The organism is Paenibacillus curdlanolyticus YK9, assembly GCF_000179615.1.
Lineage (GTDB): Bacteria > Bacillota > Bacilli > Paenibacillales > Paenibacillaceae > Paenibacillus_T > Paenibacillus_T curdlanolyticus.
This window is the reverse complement of sequence record NZ_AEDD01000002.1, coordinates 374,917-397,218: the sequence shown is the minus strand read 5'-3', so window position 1 is coordinate 397,218 and position 22,302 is coordinate 374,917. Positions and strand designations below refer to the sequence as shown.

Annotated in this window: 14 protein-coding genes; 10 read left to right on the top strand and 4 right to left on the bottom strand. The window is 52.6% G+C overall.

Annotation, left to right across the window (positions count from 1 at the left end; genetic code table 11):
• Positions 1 to 24: 24 nt before the first annotated feature.
• Both PAECUDRAFT_RS05055 and PAECUDRAFT_RS05050 read right to left on the bottom strand, forming a co-directional pair.
• Positions 25 to 648: an NAD(P)-dependent oxidoreductase gene (locus PAECUDRAFT_RS05055; protein ID WP_006037037.1), complete on the bottom strand. Its 624-nt coding sequence runs from the start codon at positions 646 to 648 to the stop codon at positions 25 to 27.
• A gap of 159 nt (positions 649 to 807) precedes the next feature.
• The gene (locus PAECUDRAFT_RS05050) at positions 808 to 1,071 is read right to left on the bottom strand and encodes a hypothetical protein (RefSeq protein WP_006037036.1); all 264 of its coding nucleotides are present in this window, start codon (positions 1,069 to 1,071) and stop codon (positions 808 to 810) included.
• Positions 1,072 to 1,418: 347 nt separating this feature from the next.
• Between PAECUDRAFT_RS05050 and PAECUDRAFT_RS05045 the strand changes: the two genes are divergently transcribed.
• The 9 genes from PAECUDRAFT_RS05045 to PAECUDRAFT_RS05005 all read left to right on the top strand — a co-directional run bounded on the left by PAECUDRAFT_RS05045 (position 1,419) and on the right by PAECUDRAFT_RS05005 (position 15,248).
• Entirely contained in the window at positions 1,419 to 5,204 is a 3,786-nt protein-coding gene (locus tag PAECUDRAFT_RS05045; protein ID WP_006037035.1) for a discoidin domain-containing protein, read from the top strand.
• 82 nt (positions 5,205 to 5,286) lie between these two features.
• Complete coding sequence (locus tag PAECUDRAFT_RS05040) at positions 5,287 to 5,742, top strand: hypothetical protein (RefSeq protein ID WP_006037034.1); 456 nt, start codon at positions 5,287 to 5,289, stop codon at positions 5,740 to 5,742.
• A gap of 155 nt (positions 5,743 to 5,897) precedes the next feature.
• Positions 5,898 to 6,629, top strand: a complete 732-nt coding sequence (locus PAECUDRAFT_RS05035; RefSeq protein ID WP_144266439.1) for a hypothetical protein — start codon at positions 5,898 to 5,900, stop codon at positions 6,627 to 6,629.
• A 128-nt stretch (positions 6,630 to 6,757) separates the two neighbouring features.
• Positions 6,758 to 8,212 carry an RCC1 domain-containing protein gene (locus PAECUDRAFT_RS05030; protein WP_006037032.1) on the top strand — a complete coding sequence of 485 codons (1,455 nt, stop codon included), beginning with the start codon at positions 6,758 to 6,760 and terminating at the stop codon, positions 8,210 to 8,212.
• Positions 8,213 to 8,363: 151 nt separating this feature from the next.
• On the top strand, positions 8,364 to 11,636 hold the full coding sequence (gene icmF, locus PAECUDRAFT_RS05025) for a fused isobutyryl-CoA mutase/GTPase IcmF (protein WP_006037031.1): 3,273 nt from the start codon (positions 8,364 to 8,366) through the stop codon (positions 11,634 to 11,636).
• Positions 11,637 to 11,659: 23 nt separating this feature from the next.
• Positions 11,660 to 12,211, top strand: a complete 552-nt coding sequence (locus tag PAECUDRAFT_RS05020; RefSeq protein WP_006037030.1) for a cob(I)yrinic acid a,c-diamide adenosyltransferase — start codon at positions 11,660 to 11,662, stop codon at positions 12,209 to 12,211.
• Positions 12,212 to 12,374: 163 nt separating this feature from the next.
• Entirely contained in the window at positions 12,375 to 13,115 is a 741-nt protein-coding gene (gene nfsA, locus PAECUDRAFT_RS05015; protein ID WP_006037029.1) for an oxygen-insensitive NADPH nitroreductase, read from the top strand.
• Between the two features lie 228 nt (positions 13,116 to 13,343).
• On the top strand, positions 13,344 to 13,763 hold the full coding sequence (locus tag PAECUDRAFT_RS05010) for a MarR family winged helix-turn-helix transcriptional regulator (RefSeq protein ID WP_006037028.1): 420 nt from the start codon (positions 13,344 to 13,346) through the stop codon (positions 13,761 to 13,763).
• A 114-nt stretch (positions 13,764 to 13,877) separates the two neighbouring features.
• Positions 13,878 to 15,248: an outer membrane protein assembly factor BamB family protein gene (locus tag PAECUDRAFT_RS05005; RefSeq protein WP_006037027.1), complete on the top strand. Its 1,371-nt coding sequence runs from the start codon at positions 13,878 to 13,880 to the stop codon at positions 15,246 to 15,248.
• An 87-nt stretch (positions 15,249 to 15,335) separates the two neighbouring features.
• On the opposite strand, the gene PAECUDRAFT_RS05000 is transcribed toward PAECUDRAFT_RS05005, so the two are convergent.
• Positions 15,336 to 16,340, bottom strand: coding sequence for an LLM class flavin-dependent oxidoreductase (locus tag PAECUDRAFT_RS05000; RefSeq protein ID WP_006037026.1), 1,005 nt, complete (start codon positions 16,338 to 16,340; stop codon positions 15,336 to 15,338).
• Between the two features lie 154 nt (positions 16,341 to 16,494).
• On the bottom strand, positions 16,495 to 17,574 hold the full coding sequence (xerS, locus tag PAECUDRAFT_RS04995; RefSeq protein ID WP_006037025.1) for a tyrosine recombinase XerS: 1,080 nt from the start codon (positions 17,572 to 17,574) through the stop codon (positions 16,495 to 16,497).
• A 206-nt stretch (positions 17,575 to 17,780) separates the two neighbouring features.
• Between xerS and PAECUDRAFT_RS04990 the strand changes: the two genes are divergently transcribed.
• Complete coding sequence (locus PAECUDRAFT_RS04990) at positions 17,781 to 22,301, top strand: DEAD/DEAH box helicase (protein WP_006037024.1); 4,521 nt, start codon at positions 17,781 to 17,783, stop codon at positions 22,299 to 22,301.
• The last annotated feature ends 1 nt before the right edge of the window (position 22,302 follow it).

The following is a 22,302-nucleotide window of genomic DNA, read 5'->3' as shown; positions in this document are numbered from 1 at the left end:
TGTATCGCCTTTTTTCACATTCGCTCAATATGCAATCCCAACCCGGGAACCGTTGTATTCAGCGCTGAATAACTGCTTGTACGCAAAAGCTGCCGTATCTTGCACTGAAATTTGTAAGCCATCTGCCGGGAGGTAGTCTCTCAGGACACGATAAATGCCGGTATGCTCCCCATCGGGGAGATAAGTCGGGCAGACGATCGTCCAGTCTAAGCCGGAATGGGCTATTTGCTTATAAAACTGGTGATGCTCCTCTGCAGCGCGTGTCAGCGTTCGACGTGACTCATTGGATTGATAACGAAGGAGCATCGGCTCGGTTCGGCTATTGAGAATGCCTGCCGTTCCAACCGTTACTAGCCGACGAATATGGTTTTGTCGCATAGCTTCGATTAGAAGTGGAGCGCATTGGCTCAAAACGGTGCCGCCATCCGTACTTAACGCGCTCAGTATCGCATCCGTTCGTTTCGCTGCATGAATCAGATCTTGCGGGTTCGTGACATCGCCTTGCAAAACAGTCAGCCGATCGCTCACAATTGTTAGTTTTCTTGGATCGCGCACGAGAACGATCGCTTCATGGCCGTCATCCAACGCTTGCGCTACCCATTGCTGGCCGACTCGGCCGGTCGCGCCCAAAATCAATATTCGCTTCATTCGGATTCCTTCCTTCGCCTAACTGGATGATACATAGGTTACAAGATTGATAGGTGCTTTGCAAATAACCCAGCGTTTCGCCTGCCATGGAATGGAGGTCGTTGCGCCGGGTTGTTTGATTGCGGGAAGTAGGATAGGAGGAGGGAATGGACGGAGAAGTTACGCGGCTTTACGCTGCACCATGTGATCGAGGAATGGATCCGCCTCGGAAGCGTTCATCTTCGCTGCTAGTTGGCGAAGCTCGTTGAGAATCTCGTCTAATTCTTGGCGAAGCTCCGTCAATTCGCTCTTGCAGCGAGCTTGCAGGTTGTCGAGATCGGTGTTGGAGAGGTGGTTGCTGCGAACCTGATAAATGAGTTTGTTGGCCATGGTTTCGCTATCGCTGATCCGGTTTGCATATACGATCGTCGGGCTGGCGTGCATGTCATAAGCTCCTTTGGTAGCTGAAATTACTGTCAGTATACCAATGGATTATTAATTAACATGCATGGAATTGTGAACGCAATGTAATTTCTACTATCTTAGAATCGCATACATTTTCCGTAACATCGCTTCTATAGCAACAACCAAACTATCTCTATAATATGGATGTACCATGAAGAGAGGAGGACAGACATCACAGAACACGCAGCAAAGTGAAATCGAACAGTTATTACTGAAAGCGCTTTAAAGGTAGTTGAAAACGGCTTGTGGCTGCTTCCTACATCCTAGAGTTTTCGTAACCTCGTTCCTATTCGCACACACAAGCACACATTTTGAGGAGGTTTATAATGCGCAACAAGTATGTCACATGGACGCTCGCCCTGACGATGCTATTTTCGAGCTTCTTCCTTGCAGTAGGTCCCAATAAGGTCGTTCACGCAGCAGGCGGAACGAATTTAGCGCTCGGCAAAAACGTAACGGCAAGCGGCCAATCGCAAACGTATAGTCCCAACAATGTAAAAGACAGCAATCAATCGACGTACTGGGAAAGCACGAACAATGCATTCCCGCAATGGATTCAAGTAGACTTAGGCGCAACGACGAGCATTGACCAAATCGTACTGAAGCTGCCCGCTGGATGGGGCGCGCGTACGCAAACGTTAGCTGTTCAAGGAAGCACGGACGGTTCTTCGTTCACGAATATCGTGGGCTCCGCAGGCTATGTATTTAATCCTGCTGTTGCCAATAACGCCGTTACGATTAACTTCTCTGCTGCAAGCACGCGTTATGTTCGTCTGAACGTAACAGCGAACACGGCTTGGCCAGCAGCGCAGCTGTCCGAATTCGAGATTTATGGCGCTGGCGGCACGACGACGCCTCCAACAACGCCAGCAGGCACATATGAAGCTGAATCCGCATCATTGTCCGGCGGTGCGAAAGTGAACACGGACCATGCCGGCTACACGGGTACGGGCTTTGTTGACGGCTACTGGACACAAGGCGCGACAACGACGTTCACGGCTAACGTGTCCGCAGCTGGCAACTATGACGTTACATTGAAATATGCCAACGCAAGCGGCGGTGCCAAGACGTTGAGCGTATACGTCAACGGCACGAAGATTCGCCAGACGACGCTGGCAAGCCTGGCAAACTGGGACACTTGGGGCACGAAGGTTGAGACGCTGAGCTTGAATGCCGGCAATAATACGATTGCATACAAGTATGAGGCTAGCGACTCGGGCAACGTGAATATCGACTCCATTGCCGTTGCGCCATCGACTTCGACCCCGGTGGATCCAGAACCTCCGGTGACGCCTCCAACGGGCAGCAACATCGCAATCGGCAAAGCGATCAGCGCTTCTTCGAATACGCAAGCATTCGTAGCTGCCAACGCGAACGATAACGATACGAACACGTACTGGGAAGGCGGAGCTGCATCGAGCACGCTGACGCTGGATCTTGGCGCGAACCAAAATGTAACCTCGATCGTGCTGAAGCTGAACCCTTCTTCGGCATGGAGCACGCGTACGCAAACGATCCAAGTGCTTGGCCACAACCAAAGCACGACGACGTTCAGCAATCTGGTATCTTCGCAATCGTATACATTCAACCCTGCAACGGGCAACTCCGTGACGATTCCGGTTACGGCAACAGTTAAGCGCTTGCAGCTGAGCATTACGGCAAACTCGGGCTCCGGCGCTGGGCAAATTGCGGAATTCCAAGTGTATGGAACGCCGGCACCAAACCCAGATCTGACGATCACAGGCATGTCCTGGACGCCTGCTTCGCCAATTGAAACGGATGCAGTTACGCTGAATGCAACGGTTAAAAACAACGGAAATGCAGACGCTCCTGCAACGACGGTAAACTTCTACCTGAACAATGAGCTCGTAGGCTCCTCGCCAGTTGGCGCACTTGCTGCAGGCGCTTCCTCGACGGTTTCGCTGAATGTTGGTACGAAAACGGCTGCAACTTATGCAGTTAGCGCGAAAGTCGATGAGAGCAATTCGATTATCGAGCAAAATGATGCGAACAACAGCTATACGAATGCATCCTCGCTCGTCGTCGCTCCTGTCGCAAGCTCTGACTTGGTTGGCGCGACGACGTGGACGCCTAGCACGCCGGTTGCCGGCAATGCAATTGGCTTCACGGTAAATCTTAAAAACCAAGGCACGATTGCATCTGCTAGCGGCGCACATGGCATTACGATTGCTGTGAAAAATGGCGCAGGTACTACGCTCCAATCGTTCAGCGGCACCTATAGCGGAGCAATCGCAGCTGGCGCATCCGTTAACGTAACCCTGCCAGGTACGTGGACGGCTGTAAATGGCAGCTACACGGTAACGACAACGGTTGCTGTCGATGCTAACGAGCTGACGAACAAACAAGGGAACAATGTAAGCACTTCGAACCTCGTTGTTTATGCACAACGTGGCGCAAGCATGCCTTATAGCCGTTATGACACGGAAGATGCTACACGTGGCGGCGGTGCAACACTGCAAACCGCACCAACCTTCAACCAAGCACAAATCGCTTCGGAAGCATCCGGCCAAAGCTATATCGCACTGCCTTCGAACGGCTCCTCCGCACAATGGACTGTCCGTCAAGGACAAGGCGGAGCTGGCGTTACGATGCGCTTCACGATGCCGGATTCGACTGACGGTATGGGTTTGAACGGTTCACTCGACGTTTATGTCAACGGCGTTAAAGTAAAAACGGTATCGCTCACGTCCTACTACAGCTGGCAGTACTTCTCCGGCGATATGCCTGGCGATGCACCGTCCGCTGGCCGTCCGTTGTTCCGCTTTGACGAAGTACACTGGAAGCTTGACACGCCTCTTCAACCAGGCGACACGATCAAAATTCAAAAAGGCAACGGAGATAGCCTGGAATACGGCGTTGACTTCCTCGAAATCGAGCCGGTTCCAACGACAATCGCTAAACCTGCCAACTCTCTTTCCGTTACGGAGTATGGCGCTGTAGCAAACGATGGCCAAGACGACCTTGCCGCATTCAAAGCAACGGTTACCGCTGCAGTTGCTGCTGGCAAATCCGTTTACATTCCTGCTGGCACGTTCAATCTGAGCAGCATGTGGGAAATCGGATCGGCTAACAACATGATCAACAACATTACGATTACAGGCGCAGGCTACTGGCATACGAACATTCAATTCACGAATCCGAATGCAGCAGGCGGCGGCATTTCGCTCCGGATTTCCGGGCAGCTTGATTTCAGCAATGTTTACATGAACTCCAATCTGCGTTCGCGTTATGGTCAAAATGCGATTTACAAAGGCTTCATGGACAACTTCGGCACGAACTCCAAAATTCATGACGTATGGGTTGAGCACTTCGAGTGCGGCATGTGGGTAGGCGACTACGCGCATACGCCAGCGATCTATGCGACGGGTCTCGTCGTTGAAAACAGCCGGATTCGCAATAACCTTGCAGACGGCATCAACTACTCGCAAGGCACGAGCAACTCGATTGTCCGCAACAGCAGCATCCGCAACAACGGCGATGACGGCTTGGCGGTATGGACGAGTAACACCAATGGCGCGCCAGCAGGCGTGAACAACACGTTCTCGTACAACACGATCGAGAATAACTGGCGTGCAGGCGGTATCGCATTCTTCGGCGGCGGCGGCCACAAGGCTGACCACAACCTGATCGTTGATACGGTTGGCGGCTCCGGCATCCGGATGAACACGGTATTCCCAGGCTACCACTTCCAAAACAACACGGGCATTACGTTCTCCGACAACACGCTGATCAACACAGGCACAAGCCAAGATTTGTACAACGGCGAGCGCGGTGCGATCGATCTCGAAGCATCGAACGATGCAATCAAGAACGTTACGTTCACGAACATCGACATCATCAACACCCAGCGCGATGCGGTACAATTCGGCTATGGCGGCGGATTCGAGAACATCGTATTTAACAACATTAACATTAACGGTACGGGGCTTGACGGCGTTACAACCTCACGGTTTGCTGGACCGCATAAAGGTGCTGCAATCTACACGTACACAGGCAATGGCTCTGCAACGTTCAATAACCTGACGACGAGCAACGTGGCTTATCCAGGCTTGAATTTCATTCAGCCAGGATTTAATCTGACGATTAACTAGTCTTGCGTTAGGTTTGGAGTGGGAAGGGGTTCCTCGGAACTCCTTCTTTTTTCAAATCAGCGCTTAAGCAAAGGAGAAACGAATGGACGCATCCCAATTGATCGAGTGGTCGGCTGAACACCGCATCGTCGAACGGACGGAAAGCGGATTCCTCCGTTATCTCCATGAATGGAAGAAAACCAACCGAGCAGATTACATCGATACGTTCATGGGGGAGCTAGATACTCAGTTATGTACGACCAAGATGAAATCGATTCAGCTTACGCATCATTATGAGCTTTCCTATGATGTTGTTTATTGTAATCTGTTCATCTTATATATCGGGGAGCGAATCGGCGAATATCGCATGATATTTACGCTTGATGGAGAGGTGGAAGACGAGCGTCTACAATTGGACCGAACGAGTAAGGAGACGATTAGAGACGGTTCGATTAAGCTTTGGATGATCCGAAATGCGCGAACAGCAGGGTTATCGATTAACGCTATCGCGCAGGTGATGGAATTGGAAGAGAATATGATAACGTTATTGTCCGAATAGGAGTGAATATTGATGAACGAAAACCCGTCCTGCCATGGACGGGTTTTCTTGTTGGACTGAAACATTCCGGTAATCGTCAGCGTCTAGGAAGCGAGGGAGCGTGAATGAGAATGCATAGGTCATGGAAAATAATAATAGTTAACATATTAATCATTATGTTAACTTTGAACGGGTGCAGCGCTGTAGAGCACAAGAAGGGAAGCGCAGCGAATCATTCGGGCAAGGTCGAAACGGCATCGTCGCGCGACCAGAGCGACACCTGTATGGCGGAGATTGAATGGATGGATTTCCTTTTTATTAATGGCATAAACTATTTGTATAATCAAGACGGAAGCGAGGAGGTGAAAGATAGTCAGCTCGGTGAGCAGCTCGGCGAAGTGTCGTTTTTGGTGAGTAATCATGCTTGTACCAATTACACAAGAATGGACGGAGATGCCGCATTTCTTCCGATTGGTACGCCAATATACGCGCTGAAAGGATACAAGCCCGAATTCCGGGTCGTCGCCAACTATAAAGTTTATGAGGTTAATGAAAACGCGAAAGCTGCAACGATGGGGGATTTGCTCGATATTCGCGACCGCGTCGTGAAAGTAAGCCTTGATAGCGGCTTGGATGGATCGCATATCGGGGATTTCAGCCCGGAAGCTTCGACAGCGTTTATTGACCAGCTCCTGCCGCTAGCCCATATCGAATACCAAGAGATTTATAAAAACGCGAAGCCCGAAACAGGCATCTTTCTTCGTGTGCATTTGAAAGACCAAACCTCGATTCGAATGGTGTTTTACCCGAATGCAAACGCGTTTACGCTAGGTGCTTACGGCACCGAACAATTAAAGGCATTAATTATGGCGCAGCGCGCCCAAATTAAATCGGCAGCAGGGCTGTAGCGCAAATGGCGGAAGCCGTCGGCTGGTCCAAGCAGCTATGCTTCTTGGGGTTACCGGTATGCGGATCTGAGCCAGTTCACCGTAACAGGCTATAGCAAATACTAGACGAAAGGGGTTCAATCACGGATATGTTAAACAGAAACTGGTTAGTATCATCGCATCGTTATACTGTAATGGCAATCATGTCATGCCTGCTGCTCCTTGGCGTTAGCGGGCCTATTGCGGCCGCAGCCCCAAGTGCAGTCGCTCCAGCGTTCAAGCAGGTTGAAGCCGGTACGTATTACTCGGTTGCCCTGCGAAGCGACGGCTCTGTATGGACATGGGGACGCAATTTGTATGGTGAGTTAGGCATTGAGAAAAAGGTATCCATCATTCGCTTTCCTACACCGCTGCGTCTCCCTAATCTATCAAAGATTATAGGCATTTCAGTTGATGGAGACACAGGCTATCAGCTCGGCGTCCAATCGGATGGCACCGTCTGGGAATGGGGCAGAGATTTGCATGTCTATCAGACATCCATTTTGCCTCGCAAGGTCAAAGGGATCACTGGAGCGGTTGCCATCACGTCCAGCGGCGATATTGCAAGTGCGCTTCTCAAGGATGGAACCGTCGTCACATGGTTGCGACTAGGCAGCGAGGATGACTCGCAAGTAAAGGCTTTCCCGGTGTCGGGCTTGCAAAATGTTGCCTCAATCAAGCATGACGGCCGATATGGCTATGCGATAACGAAAGACGGTTCCGTTTACGCTTGGCTATCCAAAGTGGATGCCAATCAAAAGTTAGTCATGGGTAGGCCTTATAAGCTGCAAGGACTTGCGCAAATCAATCAATTAGGCGTGAGCTGGGGAATGGGCCAAGCGATCGACAGCAGCGGCAGAGCTTGCAGCTGGAAGCTAGATCCGTATGCAGCAGCTTCTTCGCCTGGCTTAAAGGTTGTTGAGAAGCCAGCGTGCGTATCCTCGCCGTTTAAACTGAAAGAGGTGAAGCAGCAAGCAGGCAATCTGCTGCTTACGGACAGCGGTATCGTCTACGCCGTGAATAATGGCAAGCTCGCCAAAGTGAATGGACTGCCCGCGATTACAGCAATCAGCACGAGCGGCTATCATCAGCTCGCAATGGATAAGCAAGGGCAAATATGGGGCTGGGGAGCGAATAAATGGTATGAAACCGGCAGCGAAGCTTCCAGTGCCGACGGCATGGTCTACAAGCCAGTAGCGCTTCAGCGCGGCGTCGACCTCTTCATTAATGGACAGCTGGTGAACACAACAGTGCCAGCTTACGCATCAGGCGCATCGGTTCAGATTCCGATTAAGCAGCTCGCGCAGCGATTAGGGATTCAATTCACCGCGATCAACGGGTTAAGCTATATTTCTACTTTTACGCTCAGTAAAGGCGATAAAACGTTAACGATTACCCGTGAGGGTCTCGTCTCGCATGCGGAGCTCAACGGGCAGCCTGTTGCGTTAACGAATGAGCTCGGCAGCTCGGCGGATACGGTCACTGTACCTTACGAGACGTTGGCCCTTCTCGGCATTACTGTCGTATGGGACGAAGCATCGCATCGGTTGAAGCTTAGCTACTAGTCCAGTTGTGTCATTGAAGATCCGCCTTGAGCGGGTCTTTTTTTCTCCCGACGTATCGCATTGATCGTATCCCTGTTCCTTTCGGTATCTCTTGCCGAAACTCGAATATTGTAATAAAGAGATGACGCACAAGGGAAGGGCGGGATCTACCGTGCAAATACCGATTTATCGCCCAAAACATCAGGTTCGCTTTGTGACGGCAGCTGCTTTATTCGATGGGCATGACGCTTCGATCAATATTATGCGACGGATTCTACAAGCTTCTGGGGTAGAGGTCATTCATCTCGGGCATAACCGCTCCGTGCATGAGGTTGCCAGCGCAGCAATTCAAGAAGATGTGCAGGGCATTGCGATCAGCTCGTATCAGGGCGGGCATCTCGAATATTTGACATACCTGTACGATCTATTGCACCAGCAAGGCTCCGGGCATATCCGGATATTCGCAGGCGGCGGAGGCGTCATTATCCCGACTGAGATCAACCGTCTGCAGCAATATGGCATCGCGCGTGTTTTTTCACCAGAAGACGGACGAGTGATGGGCTTGCAAGGCATGATCAACATGATGATACAGCAATGCGATGCGCCAACGCCGAAGCAGCCTGAACAGGACATCGCAGCCCTACAGACCTGCAACGCAGGCGCGATTGCAAGACTGATCACGCTTGCGGAACAGCGTGCAGCCAATGCCTTCCCAGATGAGCTTGAATCGGCGCTGCTCGACCCAATCCACACGAATGCTCCCCCGACGCCAGTCGTCGGCATTACCGGCACAGGCGGTGCAGGCAAAAGCTCGCTGACCGACGAGCTGGTGCGCAGGTTTCTCGACTTCTGCCCAAATCGCACAATCGCCATTCTATCCATTGATCCGACTAAGCTAAAAACAGGAGGCGCGCTGCTTGGCGATCGCATTCGAATGAATGCGATTCATGATCCGCGCGTGTATATGCGCAGCATGGCGACCAGAGGCTCGAAATCGGAAATAAGCGATGCTCTGAAGGATGCGATTGCGATCGTTAAGCAAGCCGGCTTCGATCTTATTTTGGTCGAGACAAGCGGGATTGGCCAAGGCAATTCAGCGATCGTGGATCGATGCGATATCGCGTTGTATGTCATGACAAGCGAATTCGGCGCGGCATCTCAGCTGGAAAAGATCGATATGATCGATTTGGCCGATATCATCGCTATCAATAAATTCGAACGCCGCGGCTCGGAGGATGCGCTGCGAGATGTTCGTAAGCAATTCAAACGTGCCAGACTGCAGTTCGATGTCCCCGATCAGCTGCTTCCGGTCTTCGGGACGATTGCCAGTCAATTCAACGATCCGGGCACGACGGCTCTTTTCATAAACCTGATGCAGCTCATTGGTTCCAAGACGGGCGGCGGCTGGCATGCGTCTAACCCATTGGATGAGCAACCCATTATGCAGCGTAATCCAATGATCCCGCCTGAGCGCATCGGCTACCTCGGTGACATTGTCCGAACCGTACGACAATTGAAATCACATGCTGTGAAGCAAGCCGGCATTGCGCGCGGCATCGCACACTTAAGAGAAACGATCGCTTTCATGCAAGCCGGGCACGACAGTCTCGCGGCGGCAGAAGCGGAACATATCGTATATGTGCTTGGGGCGCTGTTGAAGCAGCAAGAAGAACAATTCGACCCCGAATGCCAGCAGCTATTGGCGAGCTGGCCAGCCGTGCAGGACGCCTACAAGCAGGAACAGCTCATAACGCGAGTTAGCGCCAATCGGACCGAAACGCCTCTCACAACCGAATCGTTATCGGGAATACGCATTCCCCGGATTAGCCTGCCTCGGCTGACGGATGATGGCGATCTGCTGCGCTGGCTGCTTCTTGAAAACTTGCCTGGCTACTATCCTTATACGGCTGGCGTTTTCCCGCTCAAGCGTACCGATGAGGATCCAAGGCGGCAATTCGCAGGAGAAGGGACGCCTGAGCGGACGAATCGACGCTTTCATTTTCTCAGTCAGAACGATGAAGCCAAGCGGTTATCTACCGCCTTCGATAGCGTGACCTTGTATGGGCAAGATCCGGATATCCGGCCTGACATTTATGGCAAAATAGGCAATAGCGGCGTCAATGTCTGCACGCTGGACGACATGAAGAAGCTTTATGCAGGCTTTGATTTGTGCAGCCCGTCGGTTAGCGTGTCGATGACGATCAATGGCCCGGCGCCTATCATCCTTGCGATGTATATGAATGCGGCGATCGACCAGCAATCGGAACGGTTTATGAGCGAGCAGGGGAGAGCGCCGGATGCAGAAGAGCTTGAGTCGATAAAAGCAGCCACGCTTCGAACCGTCAGGGGCACGGTGCAAGCGGATATTTTGAAGGAGGATCAAGGTCAAAATACGTGCATTTACGCGACGGAATTTGCGCTGAAGATGATGGGGGACATCCAGCAATATTTTATAACCCATCAAGTTCGCAGCTATTATTCGGTAAGCATTAGCGGTTATCACATTGCCGAAGCGGGCGCGAATCCCGTTACTCAGCTGGCATTCACATTGGCCAATGGTTTTACTTACGTGGAATATTATTTGTCCCGCGGCATGGCGATCGACGATTTTGCGCCGAATCTATCCTTTTTCTTCAGCAACGGCTTAGATCCTGAATATAGTGTAATGGGGCGCGTCGCGAGACGCATTTGGGCAACCGTCATTAAAAATCGTTATGGCGGCAACGCGCGCAGCCAGAAGCTCAAATATCATATTCAAACGTCAGGACGCTCCTTGCATGCCCAGGAGATGAGCTTCAACGACATTCGTACGACGCTGCAGGCGCTTATCGCCATGAATGATCACTGCAATTCCCTGCATACGAATGCATATGATGAAGCTGTCACAACGCCTACGGAAAAATCCGTTCGACGCGCAATGGCGATTCAGATGATTATTAACAAGGAATTCGGCCTAGCCAAAAACGAAAACCCGCTTCAAGGCTCATTCCTCATCGAAGAGCTGACGGAGCTCGTCGAGGAGGCTGTGCTTGATGAGCTGCTTCGACTGAACAACCGTGGCGGCGTTCTCGGGGCAATGGAGACCGGCTATCAACGGAGCAAGATTCAAGAGGAATCGATTCACTACGAGCATAAAAAGCATAGCGGCGAGCTGCCTCTCATTGGCGTGAATACGTTCATCCATCCGAATCCGGAAGCAGAACGCGCTGACATGGAGCTTGCCCGCTCGACGGAGGAAGAAAAGCAAACGCAAATTACTCAGCTGCAAGCTTTTCATCTAGCGCATCAAGCTGAATGTGCACCAGCGCTCAGCCGATTAAAGCAGGTTGCGCGAAGCGGGGGGAACATTTTCGAAGTATTAATGGAGACGGTGCGCGTTGCGTCGCTTGGGCAAATCACGCGTGCTTTATATGAAGTAGGTGGGCAATATCGCCGCAACATGTAAGCGCTTATGAGAGGGGGAGCACGATGAAAATTTATACGAAATCAGGCGACAAAGGGCAAACGAGCCTCGTCTATGGGCAGCGTGTATCCAAACATGATCTTCGCGTCCAGGCCTATGGGACATGCGACGAGGCGAATTCCATGATCGGTCTTGCGCTATCCAGCCTCGGGCAGGGCAAGGAATCGATGGAAATCAAGCAGTCCTTTCATGTTATCCAGACGAAGCTATTCCATGTGGGAGCTGAGCTTGCAACGCCTTCCGGGAAAAACGTCGCTTGGCCAATAACGGATGAGGACGTCCGGTATTTGGAAGCATTCATCGATGATCTGGATAGCAAGCTGCCCCCATTAACGACATTTATTTTGCCAGGCGGACACCCCTCCGGCGCTGCCTTTCACGTGGCTCGGACGATTGTGCGACGTGCGGAGCGCATCGTCGTGGCGCTGCTGGAGCGGGAAACAGCCAATCCGGTCGTGCTTGCGTATTTGAATCGGCTATCCGATCTGCTGTTCGTTACGGCAAGGTTTGTTAATCTTCGATCAGGCTGCGCAGAAGCGATCCTACACCAGCCATAAGCGATAAAAGTCGGTGCGTTCTCGCATTGACGAGCCCTAGAAGGCATGCTATTATTTTAATCGATCTTATAAAATAACAGCCAGCTACCGGACAACCGGGGACACTCGCTTCACGTGTCTCCGGTTTTTTTGCGTTCAGCTGATCATTGGAGGAGAATTGCTAATGTCTGAAACGATTCAATTGCTGCGCGCCCATCGATCCATCCGAAAATACAAAGCTACTCCAATCCCTCAGGAGCATGTGACTGAAATCGCGCTTGCAGCGCAAGCGGCTTCGACCTCATCGAATATTCAGGCTTATAGCGTCGTTGCCGTCCGAAATCCCGAACGCAAAAAGGCGCTTGCCGAGCTGTCGGGCAACCAAATCCATATCGAACAAAGTCCGCTGTTCCTCGTCTGGTTAGCCGACTTGAACAAGGTCCGTACGGCCATTCGCTTGCATGAGGATATCGAGCTTCAGCAAAATACGGAGCTGTTCCTGCTCGCGACGATCGATGCAACGCTGGCGGCGCAAAACGCAACGATTGCAGCCGAATCGCTCGGTTACGGCACTGTCTACATCGGCGGTATCCGTAACAATCCGCAAGCGGTATCCGAGCTGCTTGAGCTGCCGCCGCTCGTCTATCCCGTGTTCGGTTTAGTCATTGGCGTGCCGGACCAAGAGCCGGATCTGCGCCCGAGGCTGCCGCTGCAAGCGTTTCTGCACGAAGAAGTCTATCAGCAGGAAGGAGTTGTTAATGGGATCAAGGCATACGATGAAACGACCCGGACCTATTATGCAACGCGAGCAGGGGGAGAAGCGGATACGCAGTGGTCTAAGGAGCTGATTCGCCGGTTTAATGGCGGCAAGCTGCGCGAGCATTTGCAGCCTTATTTGATAAGCCGCGGTTTCGACCTCAAATGACGAACGCAGGCTGCCGAGTGTCACTTGGCAGCCTGTTTTCCTATTAATAAATATTCTTGCAATCGCGTTTGGATAAAATATCTACAGGGTGTGTTAATTTATATGACATAAACCCTTTGTTCCAAGGCCTTCATTTGCGAAAATGATTTGATTTAAGTCAATAAACATGACATCATAGAAGAGGGATATGGGAAAAGGTAACCACATGGAGGTTGAGGAGGAACGAATATGACAGATGAGCGATTGCCAAAGCAAATCTATGAACAGCTCGCCTATTTTCGCTATCAGATCCGGAAGTTTATTCGGTTTAGCGAGGAAGCGGCCAGGAGCAAGGGGTTAACGCCGCAGTACCATCAGCTCATGCTGTCGATTATGGGATTTCCCGGCAGGGATTATGCAACGCCCAAAGAGCTTGCGGAACGCCTTCAGGTAACGCCGCACGCCTGTGTAGAGCTGATCAAGCGGTGCGAGGAGCTCGGTCTTGTATACCGATTCCCTAACCCGCAGGACAAGCGAAGCACCTTCATCGGGCTGACCGAATCCGCAACGGCCGTGCTAGAGGAGCTATCGGAAATTCATCGAGATGAATTAGCGCGGGCTGGCTTACTCGAGTTTGAGCCCGAATACCGCAGCGTGAAGGTCAAATAATCATTGATTTTTGTGAACGCTGCAACTTTCGAACGGTTCAACCCGTCCAATTGGTGGTATGTGGAAAGGATTATACGATTCTTACATAATCACTAGTTGATGGAGGTTGCCGTATTGACACCATTTAGGAAGCGTCACGTTATCGGTAAAAAAATAGCGCTAGGGGTTGGGGCATTCCTAGTAGTGTTATCCAGCGGTGCTGCATGGTCGCCGCAGATAAGCAAAGCGGAAACCGCAGTCGTATCAGTAGGCAGCGGCTCCTACGAGCTGACAGCGCCGTTCGTGAAGTCAAGCTGGACATTGTCGGTAGACAACTGGGATTCCCAAAATCAAGCCGTTCGGCGCACGGATGTACTGGCTGAGGAAGGCCGAGTTTATGCGATTGTGTCCGGCGGTCAGCTGACAGCGGTTGATGCTGCAACGGGCAAGAAGGTTTGGAAAACAAGCTTATCGCTCAAGCATCAGCTTGCCTACGTGCCCGGCGTCATTTACAGTGTGACTGGTGATGGACGATTAATCGCATTAAACAGCGCGAACGGGAAACCCAATTGGACTTCCAAAGCCAAAACAGACGGGGCGCTAAAGATCGTACCGGTTGGCGATACCGTGTACGTGACGAATAATTTGCAGTTTTATGCATTCGATGCGCGTACGGGCGCTCTGCGCTGGCAAGTAGAAGAAACGGATACCTCTTATCTCTGGGGAAGCGACGAGCTGCTGCTGGCGGATGGCGTGATTATACGCGGTTATCTCGTGCAGGGCGCGCTTTCAGCAAACCAGATCAACGCCTATGATGCGAAAAGCGGGGCTTTGTTATGGTCGAAATTCCGGCAAAATGTACCGATTGCAGCAAAAAGCGGCTTGCTTTACTCGGAGCCCGGCATGAATCCAATGGGGGATTTCGAGGAGAGCCAGCGACAGTTCAATCTCGATGTCATCAATGCCCGCACGGGAGAAATCAAAGGCTCGCGCGTCTACAAATGGGAGACAGCTAGCCCATCCAACGGCGGCGTATATGGAAATCCGATGCTGATTGGAAACGACTTGTACATCTATGAAGGGGATAAGCTGGCCAAATACGATTTTAACGCTTATGTGCCTAGTGGCGGCAAGCCGCTGCGCACGTGGTCGATCCCGCGTTCGGGCGAATCTACTTTGCTTGGGCTGAACCGTATCCATCGCGGACGTATCTTATTGCATGACTATCATAATAACGCGATCGTGGCGATCAAGGAAACGAACGGTCAACAAATCGGCTGGTTAACCGATAATCCGGCTGCACAGCTCGATATTTATGGCAACGGCTTATACGTTGGGCAAACCGATGGCGTATGGCATGCCTATAATTTCGACACGACGAAGGCGTTGTTCTCGTTCCGAAGCGCTTCGCGTTATTTTGGGCCGACGTTGAAGTCGAAGGACATGATCATCATTCAAAATAAAGGCTTGCTGCAGGCCGTGAAGCTGCCGCAGCAATTACAATAACAAATAATACGGCTTGCGAGATAGAGCGTATGATCGCCTCTATTTGTCGCAAGCCGTTTTTATTAAGTCGGATAGTGATAGGCTAGATTAGCCTTGTAGTTGAAATGCCTCTGCAACAAGCCGGTATGAATGAAGCCGCGCTTCAAAATTATGCGTGTTCGTCACAATCATCAGCTCGTCCGCAGCATACCGATCTGCGAGCGCAAGCAGTTTTGTTCTGACCGTGTCCGGCGTGCCGACGATGATTTGGCCGCGTCGTTGATTAATCAGCTCAATATCGATTTCATCGTAGGGATAGGCTTCCGTCGTTTCGATCGAAGGGAAGAAGCGCAAATTTCCGCCGCGGTGAAGCATGAGGAAAAACAGCGATGTGCTGGATGCCAATCGTTCGGCTTCTTCCTCCGTATCTGCACAAACGACATAGACCGCCGCCATCGCTTGCGCCTTCTCGTTTAGCGCAGACGGGCGGAAGTTAGCTTTGTAGCTGCGAATGGCATCTTCTCCGCCAGGTACGCCGAAAAACTGCGCATAGGCATACGTTAAACCAAGCTGTGCCGACAAACGAGCGCTTTCGCCGCTTGAACCAAGCAACCATAGCTCCGGTGCAGTGTCGATAACTGGGGAAGCGAACAGTCCGGGATACGTGTGCGTTGGGCCTGCCTGATCGTAGAGGTACGTGATCAGGTCAGCAACCTGCTGCGGATAGCGGTCGACAGTCGTATACTTGCCTTCTTGCAGCGCGCGTGTCGACAGCGGCATGCCGCCTGGCGCACGGCCGAGGCCGACGTCAATTCGTCCGGGATGAAGCGCTTCAAGCAGCCGGAAGTTTTCTGCAACCTTGTAGGCGCTATAATGCGGCATCATAACGCCGCCGGAGCCAAGCCGAATCCGGCTCGTGTGAGCGGCCAAATGCGCGATCAATATCTCTGGGCTGGAGTGTGCCAGCGCGCCGGAAGCATGATGCTCCGATACCCAATAACGGTCGTAGCCGAGGCGGTCGGCCTCTTGTGCCAAACGCGTCGTTTCGGCTAAAGCGTCCTTCGCTGTCCGTCCTTCTGCGATCTGTGACTGATCTAATATGCTAAGCTTCATGTATGGACTCACCTCGATAAAATGGTTGGTTTTATACTGTTACCGTAAGTGTAACAGATTAAAGCGGGCGGGTCAAAAGTCGGGCAGGAGCGACGTTATTCCATATAAAAAAGCCGGCTTTCGCCGGCTGCGCGTATTCTTCAATCGTATGAGGCTAATCATTCGTATGGTCAATGGCTTCTGCCATCGTCCGGTCCGTCAGATGCGCATAAATTTGCGTCGTTTCGGGCGATGCATGGCCGAGCTGCTCTTGCGTTTTGTAAATATCGTTGCGGAGATAGTAGTCCGTTGCGAACGAATGACGGAGCTTATGAACGGATAAGTAAGGCTTTCCGAACCGCTTGGCATATTTGATCACCATTTCCTGAATCGCCCGCTTCGTCATGCGCGAGCCTTCTTTCTTGCCATTCGCGATCGCAAGAAACAGTCCTTTTTCCCGTTTAGGCGCATGATACGCAAGGTCGCGCAGCTGCATGTATTGGCTTAAGCTCTCGACCGCTTCCTGGCGGAAGTAGACGGGCGTTTTGAACGTGTCGTCATTTTTACCCTTGCGGAACACATAGGAGAGCTTTTTTTTCAAATCAATGTCATCGACGTTCAAATTGACGACTTCAGACACCCGCAAGCCCGAGTGGAGGATGAGGCTGATGATGCATGCATCACGGACCTTGTTCAGCTGGTAGCTGTACAGGGCTTGCTTATTTTTGGCGACATCCTGCTCATAATCGCGCTCCACGTAGCTGAGAAACGCCGCAATTTCTTCTTCCTGCAGCAGCTTGCCCTCGAGCTTGGCCGCTGTATCCTTCGGTTTGGACGTTCGCTTGATCGACACTTTGGCCATCACATTACGCTTTAGCAGCGGGTAAAACTGCTCATCCTCGGCAATCTGGCTCAAATAGTGGAATAAAGAGCGAAGCGAAGACAGCTTCCGCGTAACGGAAACCCGCATGTTCGTATGCTCGGTTCTTGTCATGAGGAACATGCGGAATGAATCGATGCTGTCCATATGTAACTTCTCCAGCTCCTCGAGCTTCACATCCTTGATCGCCGGGCCGGCGGCCAGCCCCTCGGCAAGCAAATAAGAGAAGAACGTATCATAATCCCGCACATATTCGAGCAGCGAAGAAGGGGAGAGGTCAGGCAGCTTGAAGTTTACGAATTTTTCGACGTACCATGGCATGAGCGGCACTTTTTTGTCCAATTCCTGCCGGTCCTTGATTTTGATGACGTTCATGACGTGGCTTCAACTCCTTTTCTACTCATTACTTTCTATTATAAAAGGGGCGAGAAAAGAGAACAAGCATTCGACTGGGCATGTGTTGGAACAATTGGCTGAAACAGCTGCAAATCATGCAACTAGGTTTCAACTACTCGTTGCAACTGGTATAATAAGGAGAATGTTGAAAGGGCGCAGATTGGCCAATTGGAGATGATCATGTTTTGCAAAATAATGCTTTAGAATCGTTCCATCCTGTAATCGCGGATTGGTTCACATCATCGTTCGGTCAGCCGACGGATGTACAAGCCCGAGCTTGGCAATCGATTCGTCATCGCCAGCATACGCTAATCGCGGCACCTACCGGTTCTGGCAAAACGTTAGCGGCGCTGCTGCCTTGCTTGGATGCCGTCGTACGCGAGAAGCTCCAGTCGCGGAGCAAGGCCAGCGATGAACAGGCAGCCCGATTCGAACCGGGCGTACGCGTCTTATACCTCTCGCCATTGAAAGCGCTTAATAATGACGTTCACGATCATTTGCGCGCTTTTATTGAAGCGATCGATAAGCGAGCATCCGAGCGAGAGACGAGTTGGCCTGGCATTCGCTGTGCGGTACGAACCGGCGACACGCCGTCCTCGCAGCGAACCGCGATGACGAAACGCCCGCCAGAGGTGCTGCTGACAACCCCGGAGTCGCTCTTTATTTTGCTGACGTCAACAGGGGGACGGGACATGCTTCGCACCGTGCAATATGTCATCGTCGATGAGATTCATGATTTGGCAGCGGACAAACGCGGCGCTCATCTGTCGCTTTCGTTGGAGCGGCTCGTCCACTTATGCGGACGCCCTGTTCAGCGAATTGGCGTATCAGCGACGCAAAAGCCGTTATGGCGGGTTGCCCGTTTTCTCGGCGGCTGGGAAGAACGATCAGATGCAGATAGCCATCCGATGGACAGCTCGCTTCCCATTGATAATGCGGTACCCGCTGCCGTTCGCGACCAGTCTCATCCGCTAGGCTACTTGCCCCGCCCTGTATCCATCATTGAGAGTACGATGACCAAGCTGATGCAGGTCAGCGTAACGATGCCCGATATGTCCAAGCCTGCCGCTACGCGGGAAGCCGTTTGGCAGCCGATACTGGAGCGGTTGTTTGCGTTAATGGAAGGCAGCCGAACGGTGCTGTTGTTCGTGAATAGCAGGCGGATTTGCGAGCGGCTCTGCTTGCGACTGAATGATGCATCCGGGTACGAAATGGCGCGTGCGCATCATGGCAGCATGGCGAAGGAGCGCAGGCTCGAGGCGGAGCGATTATTGAAAGCAGGCGAGCTGCGATGCATCGTTGCGACCTCCTCGCTAGAGCTTGGCATTGATGTAGGGCATGTCGATCTGGTCCTGCAAATCGACCCGCCTTCCGACGCGGCAGCAGGCATCCAGCGAATCGGACGCGCCGGCCATTCCGTTGGCGATACGAGCCGAGGCGCGATTATTGTCCGCCATCGCGGCGCGCTGGCAGAAGCGGCCGTCTTGTCGAGGCTTATCGCCCTTCGCGAGATCGAGCCGATTCATTTGCCGGAGCAGCCGCTGGACGTCCTGTCCCAGCATACGGTGGCGATGGCGGCCAATGCGGATTGGACCGTTCTAGCGTTGTACCGTCTCATCGTACAAAGCGACACGTTCCGAGCTTTCCCTTATGAGCGGCTCATCGCGATGCTGCAGGTGTTGAGCGGCTTTTATCCGTTCGCGCGGCCGCTCCTCGATTGGAATCGAGATGCCGATCTTCTTACTGGACGGCGCAGCGGGGGAATCGCTGCGTTGACCGGAGCAGGCACAATACCGAGCAGCTCAGCATATCCCGTCCATCATCTGGACAGCCGCGCTCATCTTGGGGAACTAGATGAGGAATATGTACAGGAAAGCCGCGTGGGAGATGTGTTCCAGCTCGGCTCGAACAATTGGATGATTCGCCGGATTGACAAAGACCGCGTATACGTTGCGGAGGCCGCGAACAGCTTTAGCGAAATTCCGTTTTGGCGGAATGAAGCAGGCGGACGCTCAATTGCGCTTGGCATGCAGGTCGGCGCTTTTATTCGTGAACTGGCCGATCGCTTAGCGCTTTCCAACCAGCCAGAGGGTAGCGAACAGCGAGAGATTGGCGACCCTACCGAGACCGATATCGCCGTCATGCAATGGCTTCATGAGGAATACGGAATGGACAGCGTTTCCGCAGAACAGCTAATCGGCTACATTCGCTCCCAGCATGCCTTTTGCGGACTGCCTACCGATCGGCGCATCATCGTGGAGCATTATCGGGATGTATCGAACCAGACGCATATCATTATTCATAATCCATTCGGTCGCAGAGTCAATCGGACTTGGCTGCTCGCGATCGAACGGCAATTCGAGCAGCTGCTGCCTTATCGTTTATATGGCAATGCGAAGGATAACGGCATTGAATTCGTATTGCCCGAGTGGGATCCATCCTGGCTGCAGACGATTTGGCATGTGGCGCCTGGCAATCTGGAGTCGCTTCTGAAGGAAGCGATTACCGGCTCTCCGCTATTAGCGATCGCATTTCGGCATCTGGCAGAAACGTCGCTTCTGCTGTCGCGCAGCTTTACGCGTACGCCCCTATGGCAAAAGAGGCTGCGCAGCGAAGAGCTGCTGAAGGAAGCGCTCCCGTATGCGGCACAGTTTCCGTTTTTGGATGAGGCGATGCGCGAATGCTTGAACAGCTATCTTGATCTAGAGGGCCTTCGCGGCCTGCTGCAAGCGATCGGAGCAGGAGAATTCGAATTTGTTATGCGGGAAACCGCGTATCCGTCTCCGATGGCGACCCAATTTATTGCCGAGTACGTCAACATGCGCATTTATGAAGGGGACGGGCTGGACGATGCTGTTCGCATGCAGCTGCTGAACGTCAGCCGAGAGCTGGCGGGCAGCGTCTTTGGCGCCGATGCCGTACGCGGCGTTGTCACGCCGGAAGTCGTAGAATCCGAGCGAGTGAAGCTCTCCATAGCCGATCGGACAGCGGCCAATTCAACCGAGCTGATCGCACTGCTCAAGCGTTATGGCGATCGAGGGATCGATGAAATCATCCGCTGGACAGGTGCTTCCGGGCTTGCATGGGTTGAAGAGCTAAGCCAGCAAGGCGTTATTTCGCAAATCGATGTCGGCCAGCCTGGCAGCGACGGCCCGCAAAGATGGATCTGTCGGGACGAATGCGAGCTGTATGCCGCTTTCCCTGAAGATCCGGCCTCTGTCACGTTCATTATCGGACGTTTTGCCGAGCATGAGCTTTCGGTAACCGAACCGGAGCTATGTGACCGTTATCCGCAGCTATCGCTGCAATCGGCACGAGAAGCAGTCGATTTGCTCCTCTCGCAAGGCCGGCTTGAGCAAGCCCCATTCGCATCCGATGCCGCAGAACGGCTATGGACGGGGCGCAAGACAGCCGCGCGGCTAATCCGGCTATCGATCGGCGAAGCGAGGAACAGGACGCAGCCCGTCCATCCAAGCCGATGGCTCGTACAGATGGCAACAAGGCAATACGCCTTAAGCGGCATGCAAGTGCGGGGAGAAGAGGGACTGCGTGCGGTCATCAGCAAGCTGCAAGGCTTGTATCTTCCACTATCGCATTGGGAGTCTATCGTGTTCCCTTCGCGTATCGCGGATTACCGTGCAGATCAGCTCGATCTGTTGTGCGCGACCGGCGATGTTATCTGGCTTGGAAGTAAAGCTAGCGGCGATAAGGAAGGACGCGTTGCTTTTTTCCTAGCGGAGGACAAACCGCTTTACGAGCCGTATATTCACGACTTAGATAAAAGGGAGTCGGAGCAGTCGCCGCTGCTGCAACGGTTGCGTACGGGCGGCGCCGCATTTTTAACGAAGCTGGCGCGCGATGAGGGACGTACGCCGTCCGAGACCTTGCAGTCTTTATTGCTGCTCGTATGGGAAGGCCAAGCCTCCAATGATCAATTCGCGCCGCTTCGCCTTCATGCAGGCAAAAAACAGCGTGATTGGGCCAAAGCTGGCTCCGGTCTTGGCCGCTGGTATTGGACAGGCGGACTGGTGGAAACAGCTGAAAGTTCCGCTGCTGAAGTTGCGCAAACGTTACCAAGAGAGCCTTCTGCGATGCATTGGGTACGCCATTTGCTCGACAGCTACGGCATTGTGACGAAGGAGCTTGTATCCGCCGTAGCGCCGTTTCAATGGGATAGACTGCTCCCGATGCTCAAGCAGCTTGAGGCGTGGGGCACGGTGACAAGAGGCATGTTCGTCGATGGCGAGGCAACGATGCAATTTACGACACCAGCGATTGCAGAGGCTGTTCGCGCGGCCGTACCTTCTGCAGGGGATCACGGGATTACGGTCGTATCAGCCGTCGATCCAGTGAACCCTTATGGCCTGATTGCAGATTGGCCGCGTGCAGCGAACACGCAGTTTGCTCGTAAAAACGGCCATTTTCTCGTGATGCGCGGAGCGCAATGGCTGTATTGGATTGAAAATAACGGTCGGCGCATTCGGGTAATGGACGAGACTGTGCATGCTGAGAACAGCTTGCCTGATCCAGAGGCGCTGCGTATCGCACTATCGGCGATTTTGCGCAGACAGCAGCTATCGAAAGTTATTATCGAGCAATGGAACAGCGAGCCCATCATAAGCAGAGAAGCAGGTCAGCAGCTGCTGCAGATTGGCGCTGAGAAAGACGGGCAGCGGCTCGTCCTATGGCCAAGCACGCTTCGATAAT

What these genes read in the sequence shown, in the direction of transcription:
- PAECUDRAFT_RS05055 (WP_006037037.1), bottom strand. Translation starts at nt 648, where the DNA reads ATGAAGCGAATATTGATTTTGGGCGCGACCGGCCGAGTCGGCCAGCAA.
- PAECUDRAFT_RS05050 (WP_006037036.1), bottom strand. Translation starts at nt 1,071, where the DNA reads ATGCACGCCAGCCCGACGATCGTATATGCAAACCGGATCAGCGATAGC.
- PAECUDRAFT_RS05045 (WP_006037035.1), top strand. Translation starts at nt 1,419, where the DNA reads ATGCGCAACAAGTATGTCACATGGACGCTCGCCCTGACGATGCTATTT.
- PAECUDRAFT_RS05040 (WP_006037034.1), top strand. Translation starts at nt 5,287, where the DNA reads ATGGACGCATCCCAATTGATCGAGTGGTCGGCTGAACACCGCATCGTC.
- PAECUDRAFT_RS05035 (WP_144266439.1), top strand. Translation starts at nt 5,898, where the DNA reads ATGTTAACTTTGAACGGGTGCAGCGCTGTAGAGCACAAGAAGGGAAGC.
- PAECUDRAFT_RS05030 (WP_006037032.1), top strand. Translation starts at nt 6,758, where the DNA reads ATGTTAAACAGAAACTGGTTAGTATCATCGCATCGTTATACTGTAATG.
- PAECUDRAFT_RS05020 (WP_006037030.1), top strand. Translation starts at nt 11,660, where the DNA reads ATGAAAATTTATACGAAATCAGGCGACAAAGGGCAAACGAGCCTCGTC.
- nfsA (WP_006037029.1), top strand. Translation starts at nt 12,375, where the DNA reads ATGTCTGAAACGATTCAATTGCTGCGCGCCCATCGATCCATCCGAAAA.
- PAECUDRAFT_RS05010 (WP_006037028.1), top strand. Translation starts at nt 13,344, where the DNA reads ATGACAGATGAGCGATTGCCAAAGCAAATCTATGAACAGCTCGCCTAT.
- PAECUDRAFT_RS05000 (WP_006037026.1), bottom strand. Translation starts at nt 16,340, where the DNA reads ATGAAGCTTAGCATATTAGATCAGTCACAGATCGCAGAAGGACGGACA.
- xerS (WP_006037025.1), bottom strand. Translation starts at nt 17,574, where the DNA reads ATGAACGTCATCAAAATCAAGGACCGGCAGGAATTGGACAAAAAAGTG.